The sequence below is a fragment of the Burkholderiales bacterium genome (genome assembly GCA_013695435.1).
Lineage (GTDB): Bacteria > Pseudomonadota > Gammaproteobacteria > Burkholderiales > JACMKV01 > JACMKV01.
Map to the genome: position 1 here is coordinate 1 of JACDAM010000166.1, position 22,104 is coordinate 22,104.

Consider the following 22,104-nt stretch of genomic DNA (forward strand, 5'->3'; position numbering starts at 1 on the left):
CAGAATAATTTGACCCGCCGCCCACTGCTGCCGATGATACGCTGGAGCGCGATACTCGCCGGTCTCGTAGTCGGCCTCGCCACGCATATGCTGCTGACTTTGCTCGGCGTTGCGGCAGGGCTCACGGCGGTCGATCCGATGGCGCAGGACGCAGTCGGCAACATTCCCGTCGCCGCCGGCATCTGGAATGGTCTCAGCATGCTGGTTGCTGCTTTCGTTGGCGGGTTTATCGCCGCGCGCATGTGCGGTTTATCGCGCCTCAGCGATGGTTTGCTGCACGGGTTCGTGTCGTGGGGCGCCACGACCTTGCTATTGGCCTATTTGACTACGACAGCCGTCACCGGCGCGATCGGCAGCGCGTTTGGCTTTATCGGTCAAAGCGTGCAGACGATAGGTCAGACCGTTGCCGAACCCGGTACGCCGGCCGATGTGAACTTGCCCGACTCTTTGGCGGCCGCTTTGGGTTCGCTGATCAAGGGGACCGATAATCCCGGCGCCGGGGAGATCACCACCGACTCGTTGGCCGAGGTGCAAAGGTTGCTGCGCGCCGGGAACCGTCAGGGCGCAATCGACGTGATGGTCAAGCAGATGGGATTTTCGCAGGAACGCGCGAATCAGGTCGCCACCCAAGCCACGACTTTGCTCGGGAAAGCGACGCCGCAACAGGCGCGCGAGACCGCCGATCAAGCCGTATCCACCCTGGCAAAAGCTTCCTGGTGGCTGTTCTTCGGGATACTGCTGTCGATGGTGCTCGGAATTGCCGGCGGCGCGGTCGGCGTGAGGTCGTTGCGCCGGCGTAGCCACACCGGACAGGGAACGCTGCGCGCGATGAGCTGATCTGAAGGTTTCGACTGGGCGATGCCGCTTTACTTCGCGGCATCGCTTCTTGAACGACGATCCACGGCTGGCTTGCCGGCTGCTTTCAGCAACACCACCACCGCACCGCTTCCACCGTCGACTCCGCGCGCCTGACAGAAGGCGAGTATCTCGTTTCGCTGCATCAGCCAGTTTGCAACTTTCTGCTTGAGTACCGGCTCCCGGTTTTTCGAGCGCAAGCCCTTGCCGTGGATGATGCGCACGCAACGCGCATCGCGGCGTGTGCACGCGTTCAGAAATTCGCCGAGCAAGGGACGCGCGGCGGCAACCGTCAGACCGTGCAGATCGAGTTCATCCTGGATCACCCAATGACCGCGCCGTAGCGCGCGCAGTACCTGCCGCGAGATGCCGTCTCGCACATAGGCGAGCGCTTCCCCGGTTTCGAGCAGCGCGTCCAGCGGAATATGATCGCTGAGGCTATCGGCCAGCGCTTCGCGCTCATCGCGCAGGCGCTGCTGTGGAATCGGCTTGGGCGGGCGGCGCGCGTGCAACACCCGGGCCGTACTGCCCAGCGGCCGAACGTCGCCGACCGACTCACGGAACAGATCGCTGTCCTCGGCGGGGGAGGGCGCTTCGCGCGTTGCGGGAATTAATGGAGGACGCTTGCGCATGGGACGGATTCAGACTGAACCGCGATTTTGAATTTTTCATCCACTGCCTGTTCCTCCATCGGGAGACGAAACCAGAGATAAGCGCAGGTTGGGGTGCGTAAGCTCCCTGACCTGCGGATTTTCGGGTACTTGCGCGCCTGACCCGCGCATCTGCGAGACAAACCCCGATCGGGAGAGGAACCAGAGATTTCGCGAGCAAGATTGGAACAACTCAAGCCGTCGTCTGCGACATCGCAGGCGTTCCCTGGTGCGCCTGCGTTCCCAGCGTTTCATCCAGGTATTTTTCGGCATCGAGCGCGGCCATGCAGCCGCTGCCGGCGCTCGTCACCGCTTGCCGATAAACGTGATCCTGCACATCGCCCGCAGCGAATACGCCGGGCACGCCGGTCGCTGTCGCGTCGCCGCTGTCGCCGCACCTCGTGACGATATAACCGTTTCTCATATCGACTTGACCGGCGAAGATTTCGGTATTTGGCCGGTGCCCGATCGCGATGAACACACCTTGCAATGGCTTCTCCTGAGCCTGCCCGGACTTGACTTCCTTGATGCGTATGCCGGTGACACCGCTGTCGTCGCCGAGAACTTCGTCGAGCACATGGTTCCAGAGCACGCTCACGTTGCCGCCGCCGGCGGTTTTCTTCAGCAGACGATCGACCAGAATCGCCTCGGCGCGAAAGCGGTCGCGGCGATGGATGACAGTCACATGCTGCGCGATATTGGACAGATAAAGCGCCTCCTCGACAGCGGTATTTCCGCCGCCGACGACCGCCACGTCTTGTCCCCTGTAGAAAAATCCGTCGCAGGTCGCGCAGCCCGACACGCCTTTGCCCATGAATGCCTGCTCCGACGGCAAGCCCAGATACATCGCCGACGCGCCGGTAGCGATAATCAGCGCATCGCAGGTATACGTTCCCGAATCACCGATCAGCGTAAAGGGTTTTTGCTTGAGCCGGGCGGTATGAATGTGATCGAACACGACCTCGGTTTCGAAACGCTCCGCGTGTTTCAGGAAGCGCTCCATCAATTCGGGGCCTTGCACGCCCATTACGTCGGCCGGCCAGTTATCGACATCGGTCGTCGTCGTCAGTTGTCCGCCCTGGGCGAGGCCGGTGATGAGCACCGGTTTGAGATTGGCGCGTGCGGCATAAACCGCCGCCGTGTAGCCTGCCGGACCCGAACCGAGTATCAAAAGGCGAGCATGTTTATCGGGTTTTTGCATGGTAGAGGTGTTTTTCGGTCAAGATGCGAGGTTTATTGGGGCGGAACGGGAATTTAACAGTCCCCCGCCCGGCTGTCGAATGCGCTCCTCCAGAATGACCCGGCGCTTGCGCGAGTCGTCCGCGCGGCGGGAGTAAGGCGATTTCGGCGCAACGACGGCCGGCTTGTGCCCGACTCGCAATTGGCGCGCGCTATTACCGCAACATTACCAGCACATATTCCGCACGGTTTTTGCGGCGAAGCGCAGGGGTGTCGCCTACAGGAAAGTTGAACGCAATTGGAAAACGACCAAAATCAGGCGGCGATCAGAGCGCTGCTCGAGAGGCGTCTTCAGGGCGGTGTGCCGCATTCCCAGGCCAGCTCCCAGCCGCAGCGTTCTCAGACCGGCCCCGGAAACCAGCCTATCCAGCGCCTGACGCGCGATGGTTTGACGAAGAGCGTTCCGCTGCGCTCGCGCAGCAACGCTTGTGGTGTCTGCAGCAACTCGAGCCCGCCCGGCGCGTTTTACAATATTTCCAAGGCCTTGCGCTTGCGCGGCGAACTCGATCCCGGCGCGCTGAAGCGCAGCTTCCAGGAAATCGCGAACCGGCACAAGAGCCTGCGTACCGCCGTTGTCGAAAACGGCGAGCAGGCCGTGCAAACCATTCTCCCCGCCGTCGAACTGCCGCTGCCCGTGGTCGACTTGCGCGCGTTGCCGGCGGCCGGGCGCGAGCTTGAAATCAGGCGAATAGGGAAGGCCGAGGCAGGTCAACTGTTCGATCTATCGCGGGCGCCGCTGCTGCGCCTCAAGCTTGCCCGCGTCGGCGATGCCGAGCACGTGTTGTATCTGACCATGCATCACATCATCGGTGATGGCTGGTCGCTGGGTGTGGTCTACCGCGAACTCGCGGCGATCTACCGCGCGTACTGTGCGGGCCTGGCGTCGCCGCTTTCGGAACTGCCGATCCAACGCCGATTTCGCGGCATGGCAGCGCAACGCGCTGGATGGCGGAGGATTGGATAAACAGCTCGCTACTGGAAGGGCCAGTTGGCAGGCGATCTGCCGCGGCTCGATCTGCCGTTGGATGCCGCAATCGCGCGCGCGCCGGAACGGATTTCGTATCTCACCGCGGCGGCGCGTTCCGAGGTCGTCGCGGAAAACGATTATGCCGGCGGCCGGGTGGCGCTGCCGTTGTCGGAGGAGCTCACGGCGGCGCTGAAAGCGCTGAGCCGGCGCGAGCGCGTGACCCAGTTCATGACGATGCTGGCAAGCTTTCAATTGCTGCTGTCGCGCTACAGCGGTCAGGTCGATGTGCTGCTGGGCACACCGATCGCCGGCCGCAACCGCGTGGAAACCGAGCCACTGATCGGATTCTTTATCGGCACGCTGGTGCTGCGCGCAAATCTGGCGGGCGTGGCGAGTTTTCGCGAGCTCCTCCACCGCACCAGCAAGACTGCGCTCGATGCCTATGAAAACCAGGACGTGCCGTTCGAAAAGCTGGTCGAGGAACTGCAGCCTGAACGGCAAATCGGACGCAATCCGCTATTCGACGTCCTGATCAACTACGCGCCCGCGGCGCAGCTCGATCTGCTGCAGATCGATGGCATTGAAGCGACGCAATTGTTCGCTGGTGATGCCCAGTCGAAGTTTGGCTGACGCTGTATATCCGTTCATCCAAGGGCCGGCTGATCGTCGAACTCGCCTATCAGAGCGCCCTGTTTTTCCGCCGATCGCGTGACCGCGATGCTGGCGCAGTATCAGCACCTGCTCGAACAGATTTGCGCCGCGCCCGATCTGCCGATAGAGGCGTATACGCTGGTCACGCCGCAGGCGCGAATGATGTTGCCCGATGCCAGCCAGCCGATCGCCGAGCCGCGCTTTCCGCTGGTCGCCGAGACGATTGCGGCGTGGCGCGAAAAAGATCCGCGCGCCATCGCCATCAGCCAGGGCCAGCGCTGCTGGAGTTACGACGAAGTGTGGCGCAACGCACTGGCGGTGGCGCACGCCTTGCGCGCGCAAGGCGTGCGCTCGGGCGATGTCGTCGCCATATCCGGGCCGCGCAGTTTCGGCTTCATCGCGGCAATGGTCGGCGTATTGACGGCAGGCGGCGTGCTGCTGACGGTCGAGCGCAAGCTCCCGCTGCAGCGCCAGCGGCTGCTGCTGCGCGAGGCGCGCGCCGGCCACCTGGTTTATGTCGGCGACTTGCGCGACGAAGATCGCTGGCTGCGCGAAATCGCAACCCTGAAGCTGATGACGATTGCGGCCGCCGGCGACACAATCGCCGCGAAGTTTGCCGCAAAGCCCGAAGCAGCCGCCAATGCAGAAGCGCAGGATCTATTGCCCTGCCGTCCGGCGCCCGATGATCCGGCTTACATCTTTTTCACGTCCGGCACGACGGGCACGCCCAAGGGCATACTCGGCAATCACAAAGGTCTCGCTCATTTCCTCGATTGGCAACGCGCGACCTTCGCCATCGGCCCTGGCGATCGCTTCGCGCACTTGACCGGTTTGTCGTTCGACGTGCTGCTGCGCGATGTGTTTCGGCCTCTGACGAGCGGCGCCCGGCTGCATCTGCCGCCGGCTGACGATCTCACGCCGGCAACGATACTGCCGTGGCTGGGGCGCGAAAAAATCAGCGCGCTGCACACGGTTCCCACGCTCGCGCAATCGTGGCTGGCCGACCCGGTGGCGACGCTTCCGCTGCCGGAATTGCGTTGCTTGTTTTTTTCCGGAGAGCCATTGACGGGACCTTGATCGCGCGCTGGCGCGAGGCGTTCGGTGACAGCGCCGAAATCGTGAATCTTTACGGGCCGACCGAAACCACGATGGCGAAATGCTATTACCGGGTTCCCGCCGCTTCCGGGGACCGGCTGGCGGCCATCCAGCCCGTGGGCCGGCCGATCACGCATACCCAGGCGCTGGTGTTGAGTCCGCGCGGCGCGCTGTGCGGCATCGGCGAACTTGGCGAAATCGTGCTGCGCACGCCATTCGTACGCTTGGCTATATCGATGCAGACGACGAACAACGCCGGCGCTTTGTCAAAAATCCGTTACGCGACGATGCCGAAGACTTACTGTATTTCACCGGCGATCGCGGCCGCTACCGCCCCGATGGCGCGATCGATATTTTCGGACGCGGCGACGATCAGGTAAAAATAAACGGCGTTCGCGTCGAGCCTGGCGAAGTCGCGGCGGCCCTGTCGCAGCATGCCGCTGTCGCCGCGTGCACCGTGCTTGCGCGCAGCGACGAACGCGATGAATTGTTCCTCGCCGCCTATGTCGTTGCCACCGCCGCAACCCATCCGACCGTTTCAGAACTCCGCGCCTATCTGAGCGCCCGTTTGCCGGCGGCGCTGATACCCTCGGCTTTCGTGTTTCTTACGCGATGCCGTTGATCGCCAACGGCAAAATCGATCGCGCAGCATTGCCCGCGCCCGATCGCGGCCGCCCGGAACTCGACGAAGGCTGCATCGCGCCGAGGACGGCGACTGAAACGCGAATCGCCGCGATCTGGATTGAACTCCTGAAACGCGAGCGCATCGGCGTCGAAGACAATTTCTTCGACCTCGGCGGCCACTCGCTGCTGGCGATGGGCATCGTCGCACGAATTCGCGGCGCGTTTGGAATCGAGCTTCCGCTCGCCGCCATCTTTGAAACGCCGACGATTGCTGGCATGGCCGAGGCCGTCTCAAAGCTGGGCGAGGCCGACGAAAGCCACATGCTGGCCGCGCTCGACCGGCTTTCCGAGGAGGAAGCGGAGGCGCTGTTAAGCGAATTGGAGGCCGACGCAACGTTCATCGCGCCGCCCGCCGCGCAGAGTTGACGCGCGCATGAACAGGCCCTGATCGAAGGCTGCTCACTTACAGAAGAAGCCGTCGCACGCCGCAGCTGATTCGCCCTTGCTCATAAGCGGCCTCTCGGCAAGCCCAGTTGCATCGCCGAAACGCGGGTCGCAATGATCAGCGAATTTCAGAACCAGCTCTAAGCGGGTATTCGCCCGCATTCGCGCTGAGCCGGTCAGGAAAATAAACAAAGGGATTCAACAAGCCGGCGCAAGGCCGGCGATTACCGTTGCGTCCGCACTCTCCGACAGCTTGGCCCCCGTTTTGCACATTGAACGGCTGCAACAGCGGCAGGGCGACAGAAAACCGGAAATCGACCGACCAAGCATTATCCAGAGCGGGTCTTGGAGACCCATAACAGTCGACGCCGAGCCAGCTATGTATTTGAGTTCACGCAATGTTTCGACAAACGGGTGGATGGCGTCCAATGCATGGCTGATTTGCCATGCCGTTGCAAATGTTTGGCGCGCGCTGCAACCGCGTGCCGGTGTTCGGCATTGTTTGCCGTTGTTGGTTAATTCGAAAAAACGCACATGACTGACCTGTCCCTGCTCGCGCGCGGTCTTATGAAGGAACCTGCCAGCATCGAGCAACTGCTTGCGGTACGCAAAGCGTCAACGGCCGTTGCGCTCGCGGCGCCGGGCAGAAAACCGCTCAGCTATCGCGGGCTCTTTGAGCAGGTCGATCACGTTCGCAAGACGCTGAACGATTTCGGCCTGGGCCGCGTCGACCGCGTCGCGCTGGTGTTGCCAAACGGGCCGGAAATGGCGAGCGCTTTTCTCGGCATCAGCGCCGCCGCGGCGTGCGCGCCGTTGAACCCCGGTTACCGCGCCGAGGAATTCGAGTTTTATCTGAACGATCTCGATGCGCGCGCGCTGATAGTTCCAGTTGCAAGCGCATCGCCAGCGGTTGCCGTTGCCCGCAAGCACCGCATTCCCGTGCTTGAACTGAACGTGGTTGAGGGCGCGCCCGCCGGCGTCTTCAGGCTAAGCGGCAGCGCCTTGCCGCGGACGGCGAATGCGGGTTTCGCGGCAGCTGAAGAAGTCGCGCTGCTGCTACACACGTCGGGCACGACCTCCCGGCCCAAACTGGTTCCGCTGCTGCACGCCAACCTGTGCGCGTCGGCGCGCAATGTCGCCCACACTCTGGCGCTGACCGAGAGCGATCGCTGCCTGAGCGTGATGCCGCTGTTTCATATTCACGGTCTGATCGGCGCCTTGCTGTCGTCGATATACGCAGGCAGTGCGGTCGTTTGCGCGCCGGGTTTCGACGCTTCGCGCTTTTTCGCATGGGCCGACGCGACTAGCCCGACTTGGTATACGGCAGTTCCGACCATGCATCAGGCGATCCTCGAGCACGCCAGCGAGTACAGCGATTTTCTGGCTCGGCGCTCATTGCGGCTGATCCGTTCGTCGTCGGCGGCTTTACCGCCGCGCGTCATGGCCGAGCTCGAAGCGGTGTTTGCCGCCCCGGTCATCGAAGCTTATGGCATGACCGAGGCCGCGCACCAGATGGCAAGCAATCCGCTGCCGCCGGGGGCGCGCAAGCCCGGTTCAGTCGGCCGCGCAGCCGGGCCCGAGATCGCGATCACGGATGCTTCGGGCGCAATGCTGAGCCCCGGCCAGACCGGGGAGATCGCGATCCGCGGCGGCAACGTGATGCCAGGTTACGCGAGCAATTGCGCCGCCCCGGTCGATCCTAACGTCGCCGCGTTCAGCGCCGGCTGGTTCCGCACCGGCGATCAGGGATACCTCGACGGCGACGGTTATCTTTTCATCACCGGCCGCCTCAAGGAAATCATCAACCGCGGCGGCGAGAAAATTTCGCCGCGCGAAATCGACGAAGCGCTATTGAATCACCCCGCGATCGCGCAAGCCGTCGCATTTGCCGTTCCGCATGCGCTGCTCGGCGAGGACCTCGCCGCCGCGGTCGTGCTGAAACAAAACACGCAGGCAACGGAACGAGAAATCCGCGAATTCCTGTTCGGCTGCCTCGCTGATTTTAAGGTGCCGAGCCAGGTCTTGATCGTCGACCAGATACCGAAGGGCGCAACCGGCAAAGTGCAGCGTATCGGCCTCGTCGACAAGCTCGCCGATGTCCTGACAAAAGCGCGCATAGCACCCCGCAACGAGATCGAACGCATCATCGCCGAGCTGTACGCCGAAGTTCTAAAGACCGTGGAATTCGGTGTCGACGACAATTTTTTCGCTCTCGGCGGCGATTCACTGCGCGCAGCGCAGGTCGCGGTTCGCATTCAGGCCATTTTCGACATCGATCTCACCAGCGCGCTGATCTTCAAGCAACCGACTGTCGCCGAGCTGGCCGTCGCGGTTGCCGGGATGCTGGCGAATACCGACCCTGAATCGCTGGAAATCCTGCTCGGGCTGGACACGCTTTCGCTGGAAGAGATGCGGCAGCTTCTCACAGAGACGCTTTGATGCAGGCAGATCGATCGGTCGGTAAAGGGGTAATCGAATGTCCGCACATGTAACCGTTGCCGCCAGACTGGCGGCGCTCCCGCCTGAAAAACGCTCGCGGCTCAAGGCGATTCTGAACCGGGTGGCGATGCCGTCGATCGACTCGGCGGCGCAGCCGTTGGCGCCGGGGCACAAGCTCAGCCACGAAAGCGACGCGAGCGTGTCGTTTGCGCAGACACGCTTGTGGTTTCTGCACCGCTATCAGCCGGATAGCGCTGTTTACAATGTCGCGCGCGCATTCAGGCTCACAGGCAGGCTCGATGTTTCCGCGCTATCAGGCGCTTTCGCCGAGATCGTTCGCCGCCATGCGATTTTGCGCACCGGCTTTGCCATGGTCGGAGATGAAGCCCGGCAAGCGGTCCACGTCAATGCGGCCTTCAAGCTCGACACGATCGATCTCTTGCATTTCGCGCAAGCGCAGCGCGAAACCGAGGCGCAGCGCGTGATCGATCGGGAAGCAAACCGCCCGTTCGATCTCGAGCGGCCGCCGCTGCTGCGCGCGATGCTCGTCGCGCTGCTGGAAGACGATCACGCGCTCTTGATCAATCTTCACCACATCGTCGCCGATGGCTGGTCGCTCGAAGTTCTGGGCCGCGAACTGGCGGCGCTGTATCGCGCCTATCGCGATGCGTGTCCGTCTCTGTTGCCGGAGCTTCCGATTCAATACACCGACTACGCGCGTTGGCAACGCGAGTGGCTGCGCGGCGACGTGTTGGCCGCGCAGCTCGACTACTGGAAGCAGAAGTTGAAAAATGCGCCGCCGCTGCTCGCGTTGCCGACCGATCGGCCGCGGCCGCAAACCCAGAGCTTGCGCCGCGCGCAGCACATTTGCACGCTCGATCAATCGCTGCTCGAAGATTTGAAAGCGCTGAACCAGCAAAGCGGGACGACGCTGTTCATGAGCCTGCTCGCGGCCTTTGCCGTCGTGCTCGCGCGTTACAGCCGCAGTGATGACATCGTCATCGGTTCGCCGATCGCAGGGCGTAGCCGCGCCGAGACCGAAAACCTGATCGGCTGTTTCGTCAACACGCTGGCGCTGCGCGTCGATTTGTCGGGCGATCCGTCGTTTGCCGGTTTGCTTTCGCGCGTGCGCGAAACCGCGCTCGAAGCTTACGCGCATCAGGATTTGCCGTTCGAGAAGCTCGTCGAGGAATTGAAGCCGGAACGGGGCCTGAGCCATGCGCCGCTGTTCCAAGTGGCGTTCGTACTGCAGAACTCGGCGTGCCCGTTAGCCCTGGACAGCCTGGCTGTCGAATGCATCGAAATCGGAGTCGAAAGCGCCAAGTTCGACCTGAATCTTGGCGCGGCCGATACCGGCCAGGGCTTGCGGCTCAGCTTTGAATACAACGCCGATCTGTTCGATGCGGCGACCATCGTCCGCCTGGCCGGGCATTTAGAGACACTCTTGCGCGACGTTGCCGCCGATAGTGATTGCAAGCTCTCGCAGCTTGCCCTATTGACCCCAGCCGAGCAGTACACCCTGACCAGGGTATGGAATCAGGGGAAAGCCGGCTACCCGGCTGATAAAACCATTACCGCGCTGTTCGAAGAACAGGCAGCGCGGACGCCGCATAACATCGCGCTGGTGTGTGAAGGGCAAGCGCTCAGCTACGCCGAGCTGAACGACCGCGCCAACCGGCTCGCCCATCACCTGATTGCGCTCGGCGGCGGGCCCGAAGTCCTGATCGGTCTGTGCATCGAGCGTTCAGCGGAGCTGATCGTCGCAATCCTTGCGATCCTGAAAGCCGGCAGTGCTTACCTCCCGCTCGATCCGAGTTACCCCGAAGAGCGCCTGGCCTTCATGCTCGACGACGCGAAAGCGCCGCTGGTCATCACGCAAACCGCGTTTGCGCCGATGTTCGCGCGCTGCCCGGCCAGGCTGGTGCTGCTTGACGCGCCGGAATCCCACGACTATCCGACGAACAATCCCGCCGCGTCTGCCACTTCCGAAAATCTCGCTTACGTCATCTACACGTCGGGCTCGACCGGGAAACCGAAGGGCGTGATGATCAGCCACGCCAATGTTCATCGCCTGTTTACCGCGACCGACTCCTGGTATCGCTTCGGCGCAAGCGACGTCTGGACGCTGTTCCATTCCTACGCGTTCGATTTTTCGGTTTGGGAGATCTGGGGAGCATTGCTGTATGGCGGGCGGCTCGTCGTCGTGCCGTACGCGGTCAGCCGCTCGCCGGACCGGTTTTATCAACTGCTGGTCGAACAGCAAGTCACGGTGCTGAATCAAACGCCATCGGCGTTCTACCAGTTGATACAGGCCGACCACGCCTATCGCGGCGAGCAACCTTTGCGACTGCGGTGCGTGATTTTCGGCGGCGAAGCGCTCAACCCGGCGTTGCTCGGGCCGTGGTACCTGCGGCATCGCGACGACAGCCCACGCCTGGTGAATATGTACGGCATCACCGAGACGACCGTGCACGTGACCTACCAAGCCCTGAGCGAGGCAGATGCGCGTGGCGCGAACCGAAGTCTGATCGGCTGCGTGATCCCGGACCTTTCGCTGTACATCCTGGATCAGCATCGCCAGCCGGTTGCGATCGGTTGCGAAGGCGAGCTGTACGTCGGCGGCGCAGGCCTCGCACGCGGCTACCTGAATCGGCCGGAATTGACCGCCGAAAGATACATCCGCAATCCGTTCAGCGCAGATCCGGATGCGAGGCTGTACAAAACCGGCGATCTGGCGCGCTATCTGTCCGACGGCAACATCGAATATCTCGGCCGCATTGACCATCAGGTCAAGATCAGGGGTTTCAGGATCGAACTCGGTGAGATCGAATCGCTGCTTGCACAGCATGCCGATGTGCGTGAAGCGGCGGTCATTGCGCGCGACGACGCACCCGGAGACAAGCGGCTCGTCGCCTACCTCGTTGCCCGGCCGGACACCGCGCTGACCCAAATCGGGCTGCGCAGCTACCTGCAAGGCAAGCTTCCGGATCACATGATGCCGGCGGCTTTCGTCATGCTCGACGCGATGCCGGTCACCAGCAACGGCAAACTCGATCGCGCGGCTTTGCCGGCGCCGAACGAAATGGATGTCGCGCGCGCTGCCTATGCGGCGCCGCAAACAGCGATGGAAACCGCGGTAGCGGACATATACCGCGAGGTGCTGAAGATTTCGCGCATAAGCCGCGAGGATAATTTTTTCGATCTCGGCGGCCACTCCTTGCTCGCTACCCAGCTTATCGTTCATTTGCGAGTGGCGTTCCAGATCGAATTGCCGTTGCAGGCTTTGTTCGACGCGCCGACGGTCGCGGCCTTGAGCGGGATCATCGCGGCCAGCGCGGCTGTCGCCAAAGCCACGTGCCCGGCTATCGCCACAACGCCAACCAGCGCGGCAACCAGCAAAGCGGCGCCGCTTTCCTTCGGGCAAGCGCGACTCTGGTTCCTGCATCAGTACGAGCCGGACAGCGCGTTCTACAATCTGCCGCGCGCGCTCATGCTCAAGGGTGCAGTCCGGGTCGATGCGCTGGCCGCCGCCTTCGATAGCCTGATCGCTCGCCACGAGGCTTTGCGTACCGTGTTTACCGTGATCGACGATGAGCCGGTCCAGGTCATCAAGCCGGCTGCGGAATTCAGGCTCGAGCGTCTCGACCTTAGATATTTACCTGAATCGGCACGCCGGGCCGAAGCGCTGCGTCTGGCGCAAGCCGATGCGATCCGCCCCTTCGATCTCAGCAAAAGTCCGCTGCGGATGAACTTGGTAACGATCGCGAGCGACGAGCATCTGCTCGTGATCAACCTGCATCACATCGTTTCGGATGGCTGGTCAATGGCGGTTTTCAACCGCGAACTCAGTGCGCTGTACGAATCGCACAGCGAAGGCATGCCGTCCCGGCTTGCGCCGCTGCCGATTCAGTACGCCGATTACGCGAGATGGCAGCGCGGCCATCTGCAGGGGCGATTGCTGGCAACCGATCTCACTTACTGGAAAGCGCAACTAGGCAACGCGCCGCCGCTCCTCGATCTGCCGACCGACCGGCCGCGTCCGCCGAGCCAAAGCTTCAAAGGCTCGGCTTTGCTGCATCAGGTCGAAAAGGATGTACTCGATCGCGTCAAGGCCGTGGGCCAGCGCAATCGGGCGACGCTGTTCATGACGCTATCGGCGGCGTTTTCGGTGTTGCTGGCGCGCTATACGCGCCGCGACGATATCGTGTTTGGCTCGGTGATTGCCGGCCGCACCCGCATCGAGACCGAGAACCTGATCGGGTTTTTCGTCAACACGCTGGTGATGAGGATAGATTGCGCGAACGATCCGGCCTTCGAGGAACTGCTCGGCCGGGTGCGCGAGACCGCCCTCGATGCCTATGCCCATCAGGACGTTCCGTTCGAGCGCTTGTTCGAAGAGCTGAAACCCGAGCGCAATCCGTCTTACTCGCCGCTTATCCAGGTTCTGTTTGTCCTGCAAAACAACACTGTCGAGCCCTTGCGCCTGAAAGGGGCGACGGTCGAACGGATCGAGTCGCGGCAGCAAACGGCCAAATTCGATCTCAGCCTTGCCGCCACGGAAACCGCGCAAGGCTTACAGCTCAATTTCGAATACAGCACCGATCTTTTCGATGCCGCGACCATCGCGCGTATGGCCGGTCATTATTCCGCGCTTCTCGCGGCCATCGCCGCCGATCCCGGGCGCAAGCTTTCGACCCTGCCGCTCTTGACGGCAAGCGAGCGGCAAACGCTGGTTTATGACTGGAATCAGACCGCGACCGGCTATCCGGCGGAAGCGACGCTGGCAGCGTTGTTTGAACAACAGGTTGCGCGCACCCCCAACCGTGTGGCGGTCGTGCTTCCAGCCGCTGTTTCGGGCAAAGGGGCGGATGAATCGATGACCTACGCCGAACTGAACCAGCGCGCCAACCGGCTGGCGCATTATCTGCTGCGCCTGGGCGCGGCGCCGGACATGCTGATCGGCGTCTGTGCGCAGCGTTCGATCGAGATGACGGTATCGATATTGGCGATTCTGAAAGCCGGCGCCGCCTATCTGCCGCTGGATCCGGGTTATCCGCGCGAGCGCCTCGCATTCATGCTCGAAGACGCCGGAGCGACTATCCTGATTACTCATAGCGCGCTGCGATCGCGGTTGCCGCAGCACGCGGCGACCCTGGTGATGGCGGACCAAACCGAGGCTTACGCTGAATGTCCTGCCGGCAATCCGAACGCCGGCTGCGATCGGCGCCCCGATCCCGAGATGTCCAGCGCGCCGCGACGCCTCACTTCGGCCAACCTTGCCTACGTCATCTACACGTCAGGCTCATCCGGCAAACCCAAGGGTGTCATGGTCGAGCAGCGCTCGGTCGTGCGTCTGGTCAAAAATACCGATTATGCGCAACTGACCGCGGACGACGCGGTCGCGCACATTTCGAATACCGCGTTCGACGCGGCGACGTTCGAACTGTGGGGCGCATTGCTCAACGGCGGCCGTCTTGTCATCATCGATCAGGACACGCTGTTGTCGCCGGAGCACTTCGCCGCCGCTCTTGCCAAGTATAGGATCTCGGCCCTGTTCATCACGGTTGCCCTCTTCAATATGATCGCGCGCGAAGCGCCCACAGCCTTTGCGCACGTCAGGCACCTCTTGGTCGGCGGCGATGCGCTCGATCCGCAAGCGGTGGCGTCGGTGTTGCGTGCGGCGCCCCCCGAACGCCTGCTCAATGCGTATGGCCCCACGGAAACGACGACGTTTGCGACTTGGCATCAGGTGCGCGAGGTTGCGGCGGGTGCTGTAACGCTGCCGATCGGCCGTCCAGTCGCCAATACCACTGCGTACATCCTCGACGCCCACCTGCAGCCGGCGCCGATCGGTGTTGCCGGCGAGCTGCATATCGGCGGCCCAGGGGTGGCGCGCGGGTATCTGGCACGGCCCGAACTGACCGCGGCAAAATTCATTGCCGATCCTTTCGACCAGGGTGGCCGCCTCTACAAAACCGGCGACCTCGCCCGTTTCCTGCCCGGTGGCAGCATCGAGTTCGTCGGACGCATCGACAGCCAGGTCAAAATCCGCGGCTTCCGGATCGAACTGGGCGAGATCGAAGCATCGTTGTGCGCGCACCCCGAAGTACGGGAAGCCGTCGTGCTCGCGCGCCAGGATGAGCCCGGCGACAAGCGGCTGGTGGCGTATATCGTCCCCGCCCGGACGCCGCGAATCGCCACCAACTCACCTTTTTCGGAGGGAGGAGAATCAGGCCATGAAGGGAACATCCCGGCCCTGCGCGAGCATCTCAAAACCAGATTGCCCGACTACATGATTCCAACCGCATTTGTCCTGATGGCGCAGCTGCCGATCACGCCGAACGGCAAGCTCGACCGCGCCAACTTACCGGCGCCTGGCGGCGATACCATGACCGCCGCCGTGCACATCGCGCCGCGCACGCCGCTCGAAGCGAAGCTTGCCGCCATCTGGCGCAAGCTCCTGCACATCGATGCGGTCGGCGTCACCAGCAACTTCTTCGAACTCGGCGGCCATTCGCTTCTGGTTGTGCGCCTGATCGCCGAAATCGACAAAGCCTTCGGCCAGCAACTGTCGATCGCGACCCTGTTTCAGGCGCCGACTATCGCGCGCTTGGCCGAGGTCATGACCGGAGATCGTCCACCTGAAAACTGGCCGTCATTGCTGCCGCTCAATGCGGCCGGCTCGACACCGCCCTTGTTCAGCATGCACGTCGGAACCGCGGTGCAATTGCGCGGCTTGGCGCGCCATCTGGGTCAGGAGCAAACTTTCTACGGCATCAGCTCGCAATGTCTGGATGCGCGGCGTGAGCCGCTGCACAGCATCGAAGAGATGGCGGCGTATGCGTTGCGCGAAGTGCGCGCAGTACAACCGAGGGGGCCGTATCATCTCGCCGGTTACTGCGCATCGGCCGCGATCGCGCTGGAAATGGCGCAGCAGTTGCATGGCCAGGGCGAACGCGTCTCTGCGTTAATCATGTTCGATGCGGCGCCTCCAGGTGGATGCCAGGACGCGCTTCAGCAGAGGCGAGAACTGAGACGGCATTTGCGCAATCTCGCCCGCTTCGGTGTATTGAAGAAAATTCGTTATGTGGCTAGCCGCGTTCGCGACAGATCGCGCGACGCGCTTTATCGCTGCGCTTTCAGATTCTACCGGGCGCTGGGAGCGGCGATCCCGCATGAGGTGTTGTCGAGGTATGTCCTCGACATCATGGTGGACGCGCGGGCGCGCTACGCGCCGCGCATTTATCCCGGAAAAATTTCCCTGATCTGGGCGACCGTCCGATCACAGGATGAGGACCGCGACACCCGCTGTTTCGAGGACGCGTGGGCGAAACTCGCCGCGCAAGGCGTCGAGCACTTCTATATTCCGGTTGAACATACCCGCATGTTTGAAGACGACCAGGTTGCCTGCGTCGCCGAACAAACCAAAGCGTGTCTGGCGCGGGCGAGCGCGTCGTAAAAGCGCGGAGCTGAAGTGGTGTGCAAAACGCAGCGGAGAACGGCGTGGTTCTTCCTAGCGAGGAATAACAAACCCTTGGATGCCGTTTGTGCCCGCTTGTTACGCATGCGCAAGCCCAATGGCTCCATTTATCGGGGTTCTAACTACCCGGGAAACGATCGGCGCGCTTTGTTGCCCGCGGTGCGATAGCGCGGTGCGCCTCAATCTGCTTCAATACCGGCCATGCCTTGCGCCGGACACACTCGAGCGACCGTAGACGACCGCGATGTCTGGTTGCCCGCAACGGTCGCGCCCGCATTGACGGCTCACGAAGTACACGTTTGGCGCGCCAATCTCGACACGCTTCCCGACTTCCGCGGCCTACTGGCTGAGGAGGAAGCGGCGCGCGCCGGGCGCTTTCATTTCGAACAGCATCGTGCGCGTTTCATTGCCGCGCGCGGGTGGCTGCGAAGTCTGCTCGGCGGCTATCTGCATATCGATCCCGGCGAAGTCGAATTTACTTATGGCGAGCGCGGCAAACCCGGACTCGGCGCGCGCTTCGCGTCGCCGCTGCGCTTCAATGTTTCGCATAGTCATGAACTGGCACTGATCGCGGTCAGCGAGGGCCGCGAGCTTGGCGTCGATGTCGAGCACGTGGACTCTTCCACCGCCGGCCCTGAAATCGCGCAACGTTTTTTTTCCGCCGCTGAGGTCGCCGAGTTGCAGCGCTTGCCGCAAGGGCACCAGCGCGCGGCGTTCTTTGCCGGATGGGTGCGCAAAGAAGCCTATATCAAGGCGATCGGAGCAGGTCTGTTCGCCGCACTCGATCGCTTCACGGTTTCGCTCACACCCGGAGAACCCGCGGCTCTATTGGATGATGAGGACGATCCGCAGGCGGCATCGCGCTGGACGCTGCGCGAGCTGCTGCCGGGCCAAGGCTACGCTGCCGCAATCGCGGTGGAAGGGCGCGCCTCGCCATTGCGTTGTTTCGATTGGCCGCCGCCTGTTGTCTGGTGTCATGAGTCTGAAGTTAGCTGCACAATCCAACCTGTCATTCCCGCGAAGCTCGTCCCAGCATGCTTTAAGCCGGGAGCGGGAATCCAGCCCTCGAATAACGACTGCCGTCGGTTCGTGGCGCGAAAACTGGATGCCCGCTGGAGCCTGCCCTCGAATGCTTAAATCGGGGGCGGGCATGACGATTCCTTTTTGTAACGAGTTTTAGATTCAGGACGCTGGTGTTTCGTCCCGCCCGGTCAAGTTTTTAGAGCGTCGCAAAAAGCCAGCCTTTATAATGCCGGCATGCAAGCCTCAGTAAAACGGCGCAAAGCCATCCTGCCGCTGGCATCCAACCGCGCCAACAGGAAATCCCGCGAACCGCTGCCGCCGAAAATCGCAGCGCTGGTGCGCGAAGCGAAATGGCTGGCGCTGGTGGCCGCGGCGCTGTATCTGCTGCTGGTGTTGATGACCTACGACAAGGCCGATCCCGCGTGGTCGCACGATGTCGGCAGCAGCGACGTGCAAAACGCGGGCGGCGTCGTCGGCGCCTGGCTGGCTGATGTCATGCTGTATATATTCGGCCTGTCGGCGTACTGGTGGGCAGTGTTTTGCCTGTACTCGGTGTGGTGGGGATACAAGCGCATCGAACGCGTGGAACAAGCGCCGCAGATGGACAGCCGCCCCTCGCAAGCGGCGGATCGGCGCCCGTTTTTCGTTGCCGCGATCGGTTTGTTCGTGCTGCTTTTCGCGAGCTGCGGGCTGGAGGCGCTGCGTTTTTACAACCCCGGTATTGCCCTGCCGCTGCAATCGGGCGGCATGGCCGGCGCCGTCATCGGCAGCGGCTTGTCGGCCTCGTTCGGCTATACCGGCGCGATGCTGATTCTGATTGTGCTCGGCGCGATCGGCCTCAGTCTGCTGACGGGCCTGTCGTGGCTGAACGTGACGGAACGTATCGGCGGCGCGATAGAGGATGCGTGGCTGGCTGTGTTCGCCCATTGGCAGATGCGCAAGGATAGGCGCCTCGGCAGGCTGGCGCTGGAGAAACGGGAAGACTTACTCGCTGAAGGCAAGAAGCGCAGCGAAGCGCACGAACCCATCGTGATTCAGGCGCCGCCGCCCGAGCCGGCGCAATCGATTCGCGTGCAGCGCGAGAAGCAGACGCCGCTGTTCGAGGATTTGCCCGATTCCGCATTGCCGCCGCTCTATCTGCTCGATCACCCGACGCACGATGCCGAGCTCTTGAGCCCGGAAACCCTGGAATTCACATCGCGCCTGATCGAGAAAAAACTGCTCGATTTCGGCGTCGAAGTCAAAGTCGCCGCGGCCTATCCGGGGCCGGTTATCACGCGCTACGAAATCGAGCCGGCGATCGGCGTCAAGGGCGCGCAGATCGTCAATCTGGTCAAGGATCTGGCGCGCGCGCTGTCGGTGGTCAGCATACGCGTCGTCGAAACCATTCCCGGAAAAACCTGCATGGGGCTCGAAATTCCCAATCCCAAGCGGCAGATCGTGCGGCTTTCCGAGATATTGAGTTCGACGGTCTATGCCGACAATCCTTCGCCGCTGACCCTGGCGATGGGCAAGGATATCGGCGGCCATCCGGTTGTGGCCGATCTCGCGCGCATGCCGCATGTGCTGGTCGCCGGAACCACCGGCTCGGGCAAATCGGTTGCGCTCAACGCCATGATTCTGAGCCTGCTGTACAAGGCTACACCGGCGCAGGTGCGGCTGATCATGGTCGATCCGAAAATGCTCGAGTTGTCGGTCTACGAAGGCATTCCGCATCTCTTGACGCCGGTTGTGACCGACATGAAGCAGGCGGCGGCTGCGCTGCACTGGTGCGTAGGCGAGATGGAACGGCGTTACAAGCTGATGTCGACCCTGGGCGTGCGCAACCTCGCCGGCTATAACCAGAAAATCCGCGATGCCGAAAAAGCCGGCGAACCGCTGCGCCATCCGCGTAATCCGCTGATGGCTGCGTCAGAAATGGACGGTGAAGCCGCGCCGCAATTCGCCGAGCCGGAGCTATTGCAGCAGATGCCGCTGATCGTCGTCGTCATCGACGAGCTCGCCGATCTGATGATGGTGGTCGGGAAAAAAGTCGAGGAGCTGATCGCGCGCCTCGCCCAGAAAGCGCGCGCCGCCGGGCTGCATTTGATCCTCGCGACACAGCGGCCATCGGTCGACGTGATCACCGGCCTGATCAAAGCCAATATCCCGACGCGCGTTGCGTTTCAGGTTTCGGCGAAGGTCGATTCGCGCACGATCATCGACCAGATGGGCGCCGAAGCGCTGCTCGGCCAGGGCGATATGCTGTATCTGCCGCCCGGGACCGGTTATCCGCAACGCGTGCACGGCGCGTTCGTCGCCGATCAGGAAGTGCATAAGGTCGTCGAGCATCTGAAATCGCTGGGCGCGCCGCAGTATGTCGATGGCATCATCCAGAGCGGCGATGGCGATCTCGACGAAGCCGCTCCCGAAAACGGAAACGCCGAGTCCGACGCCCTGTACGACGAGGCCGTCTCTATCGTGCTGAAATCGCGGCGCGCATCGATTTCACTGGTGCAGCGTCATCTGCGCATCGGCTACAACCGCGCCGCGCGGCTGATCGAGCAGATGGAGCGCGCTGGCATGGTTTCGCCTATGCAGAGCAACGGCAACCGCGAAATCCTGGTTCCGCCGTCCGAGCAGCGCTAGCGGGGATTCTGCCTTTCATAGCGCTTTCCCGCCGCCTGCCTGCCTGACCGGGACAGGCGAAGCGTTGCCGCCGCGTGTCCCGTCATCCCGCATCTAAACACGGATTTCATGTGTAGTGCCAAGCGTGCCTGATGGTACGCCTTTCAACACTGGAGAAACGATATGAACAAGCTGACTCGACCCGCAATCATCGCTGCTTCCCGCTTATTCTGGCCGCGTGCGCCGGCATGCATGGCTCAACTGCCGCACCGGATGCGCCGGCCGCAGTAGCCGTGCCGTCCGGCAACAAGCCTGCCATGACGCTGATCGGCAGCGGTTTGCTGACTTACGAATGCCGCGCCAAAGCGGCCGCCGCGGATACCTTCGAATGGGCTTTCGCCGGCCCGGACGCGAAATTGACCGACAAAAGCGGTGCCACGGTCGGCAAGTATTATGGCGGGCCGACCTGGGAGCACAGCGACGGCAGCAAGGTTACCGGCAAGCAGCTCGCGGTTTCCCCCGCGCCTGCCGGCAACATCCCGATGCAACTGGTACAGGCTAATCCGGCCACGGGCTCGGGAGCGTTCAGCGGCGTGACCTATATCCAGCGTCTGAATACCAAGGGCGGCGTTGCCCCCGCCGAACCGTGCAGCGCATCGACGTTAGGCGCGAAGAAGACGGTCAACTATTCGGCCGACTACGTTTTCTATAAAAAGTAGACGCCCCGCAGCGTTGTAATGCAGCGAGCATCCCCCGCGTGCGATCTATAGCCTGACATACGGCGACGCGCGTGGGGGAGGTTCTGTTCCAAATCCACGCCAGGCCGGATAACAACCAATCTTCGTTGCGCTTGTCTTAGGGCGGACACACCCACGAGGATTTACGATGCGAAGATTGCTCCTGATCCTGTTGCTGGCGCCGCTCCCCTCATTCGCCGCAGGCACCGACAGATTGAAGAATTTCGTCGAAACCACGCGCTCGGCAAAAGCCGATTTTACGCAGATCGTCACCGGCAACGCCGCGCAAAAGCCGCAGCGGGCGAGTGGCGAGATGCAGTTTTCGCGGCCCGGCAAATTCCGCTGGTCGTACGATAAGCCTTACGAGCAACTGATCGTCGGCGACGGCAAGAGGCTGTGGATCTACGATAAGGATCTGGAGCAGGTTACGGTCAAATTACTCGACCAGGCGCTCGGCGGCAGTCCCGCGGCATTGCTCGCCGGCAGCAACGAGATCGAAAAAAGTTTCGCTTTGCAGGACGCCGGATCGAAGGGCGGCCTGGAATGGCTGGAAGCGGTTCCGAAAACGCCCGACAGCACGTTTTCGACGGTGCGCATGGGTTTCGATGACAGCGGTTTGAAAGTGATGGAGCTTAACGACCACTTCGGCCAGAAAACGCAGATCGAGTTTTCCAACCTGCAAAAAAATCCTGAACTCGCGGAGCAAACGTTCGAGTTCACGCCGCCCGCCGGCGCGGATATAGTTGGCGAGTAGTATTGGTCATTCGCGGTGTAAGACAATGCGAGATTCCCGCGTCGGAGGGCGCGCGGACACGTTACCGCGAAGCGGCCGTTTGCGGGGAGCGCACCCAAGCCCCGCCTCCCGCCCCGGATCGCTGCGCGAACGCCGTGTCGGCGGGGCTCTCCTCGCAATGACAAAAAGTGTCATTGCGAGTGCATGCGAAGCAATCCGGTTTAGGTTTTCCCGGACTGAATTTCTTTCTTATCTGATCCAAACCGGGATTGCCGCGTCGGCTACGCCTCCTCGCAATGACAACCAAGACTGTCATTGCAAGCGTATGCGAAGCAATCCCGTTTTTCGCCTGCGCGTATAGCAGGCTTTGCGCGGGAATGCAGGCCTCCATCCCATTGCCTCACACCATTGCTGCCAAACAAGCCACTCGCGCAATCCTGCGATTTTGAACGTGACCGACCTCTTCGCCCCGAACGCCCCGATCCCGCCGCTCGCTGAAGCGATGCGCCCGCGTACGCTGGCTGAAGTCATCGGTCAGCAGCATCTGGTCGGCGCCGGCA

The 22,104-nt window shown here is 62.3% G+C and carries 14 protein-coding genes; 12 read left to right on the forward strand and 2 right to left on the reverse strand.

The features are described 5' to 3' along the window. The first annotated feature begins 33 nt into the window (after positions 1 to 33). Positions 34 to 837, forward strand: a complete 804-nt coding sequence (locus H0V78_08620) for a hypothetical protein (GenBank protein MBA2351836.1) — start codon at positions 34 to 36, stop codon at positions 835 to 837. A gap of 29 nt (positions 838 to 866) precedes the next feature. Here H0V78_08620 and H0V78_08625 read toward each other — a convergent pair whose 3' ends face one another. Beyond that, complete coding sequence (locus H0V78_08625; GenBank protein MBA2351837.1) at positions 867 to 1,487, reverse strand: Smr/MutS family protein; 621 nt, start codon at positions 1,485 to 1,487, stop codon at positions 867 to 869. Positions 1,488 to 1,698: 211 nt separating this feature from the next. Continuing rightward, positions 1,699 to 2,706, reverse strand: coding sequence for a thioredoxin-disulfide reductase (gene trxB / locus H0V78_08630; GenBank protein MBA2351838.1), 1,008 nt, complete (start codon positions 2,704 to 2,706; stop codon positions 1,699 to 1,701). Positions 2,707 to 2,982: 276 nt separating this feature from the next. Between trxB and H0V78_08635 the strand changes: the two genes are divergently transcribed. The 11 genes from H0V78_08635 (at position 2,983) to lolA (ending at position 21,565) form a co-directional block, all read left to right on the forward strand. Further along, positions 2,983 to 3,708 carry a hypothetical protein gene (locus H0V78_08635; protein MBA2351839.1) on the forward strand — a complete coding sequence of 242 codons (726 nt, stop codon included), beginning with the start codon at positions 2,983 to 2,985 and terminating at the stop codon, positions 3,706 to 3,708. A gap of 24 nt (positions 3,709 to 3,732) precedes the next feature. Then, the gene (locus tag H0V78_08640; GenBank protein ID MBA2351840.1) at positions 3,733 to 4,341 is read left to right on the forward strand and encodes a hypothetical protein; all 609 of its coding nucleotides are present in this window, start codon (positions 3,733 to 3,735) and stop codon (positions 4,339 to 4,341) included. Positions 4,342 to 4,419: 78 nt separating this feature from the next. Beyond that, positions 4,420 to 5,439, forward strand: coding sequence for an AMP-binding protein (locus H0V78_08645; protein ID MBA2351841.1), 1,020 nt, complete (start codon positions 4,420 to 4,422; stop codon positions 5,437 to 5,439). A gap of 190 nt (positions 5,440 to 5,629) precedes the next feature. Further along, positions 5,630 to 6,079, forward strand: a complete 450-nt coding sequence (locus H0V78_08650) for an AMP-binding protein (GenBank protein MBA2351842.1) — start codon at positions 5,630 to 5,632, stop codon at positions 6,077 to 6,079. Continuing rightward, positions 6,076 to 6,507 (forward strand): hypothetical protein, encoded by a 432-nt coding sequence (locus H0V78_08655; protein ID MBA2351843.1) that lies wholly within the window; start codon positions 6,076 to 6,078, stop codon positions 6,505 to 6,507. Before H0V78_08650 ends, H0V78_08655 begins: the two co-directional genes overlap by 4 nt. Positions 6,508 to 7,092: 585 nt before the next feature. Beyond that, positions 7,093 to 8,964, forward strand: a complete 1,872-nt coding sequence (locus H0V78_08660; GenBank protein ID MBA2351844.1) for an AMP-binding protein — start codon at positions 7,093 to 7,095, stop codon at positions 8,962 to 8,964. A 37-nt stretch (positions 8,965 to 9,001) separates the two neighbouring features. Continuing rightward, on the forward strand, positions 9,002 to 16,423 hold the full coding sequence (locus H0V78_08665) for an amino acid adenylation domain-containing protein (protein MBA2351845.1): 7,422 nt from the start codon (positions 9,002 to 9,004) through the stop codon (positions 16,421 to 16,423). 222 nt (positions 16,424 to 16,645) lie between these two features. Then, on the forward strand, positions 16,646 to 17,581 hold the full coding sequence (locus tag H0V78_08670; GenBank protein MBA2351846.1) for a 4'-phosphopantetheinyl transferase superfamily protein: 936 nt from the start codon (positions 16,646 to 16,648) through the stop codon (positions 17,579 to 17,581). Positions 17,582 to 17,701: 120 nt separating this feature from the next. Continuing rightward, a complete protein-coding gene (locus tag H0V78_08675) occupies positions 17,702 to 20,095 on the forward strand; it encodes a DNA translocase FtsK 4TM domain-containing protein (protein ID MBA2351847.1) in 2,394 nt (797 codons plus the stop codon). 227 nt (positions 20,096 to 20,322) lie between these two features. Next, positions 20,323 to 20,793: a DUF3455 domain-containing protein gene (locus tag H0V78_08680; protein ID MBA2351848.1), complete on the forward strand. Its 471-nt coding sequence runs from the start codon at positions 20,323 to 20,325 to the stop codon at positions 20,791 to 20,793. A 166-nt stretch (positions 20,794 to 20,959) separates the two neighbouring features. Continuing rightward, positions 20,960 to 21,565, forward strand: coding sequence for an outer membrane lipoprotein chaperone LolA (gene lolA, locus H0V78_08685; protein ID MBA2351849.1), 606 nt, complete (start codon positions 20,960 to 20,962; stop codon positions 21,563 to 21,565). Positions 21,566 to 22,104 lie beyond the last annotated feature (539 nt).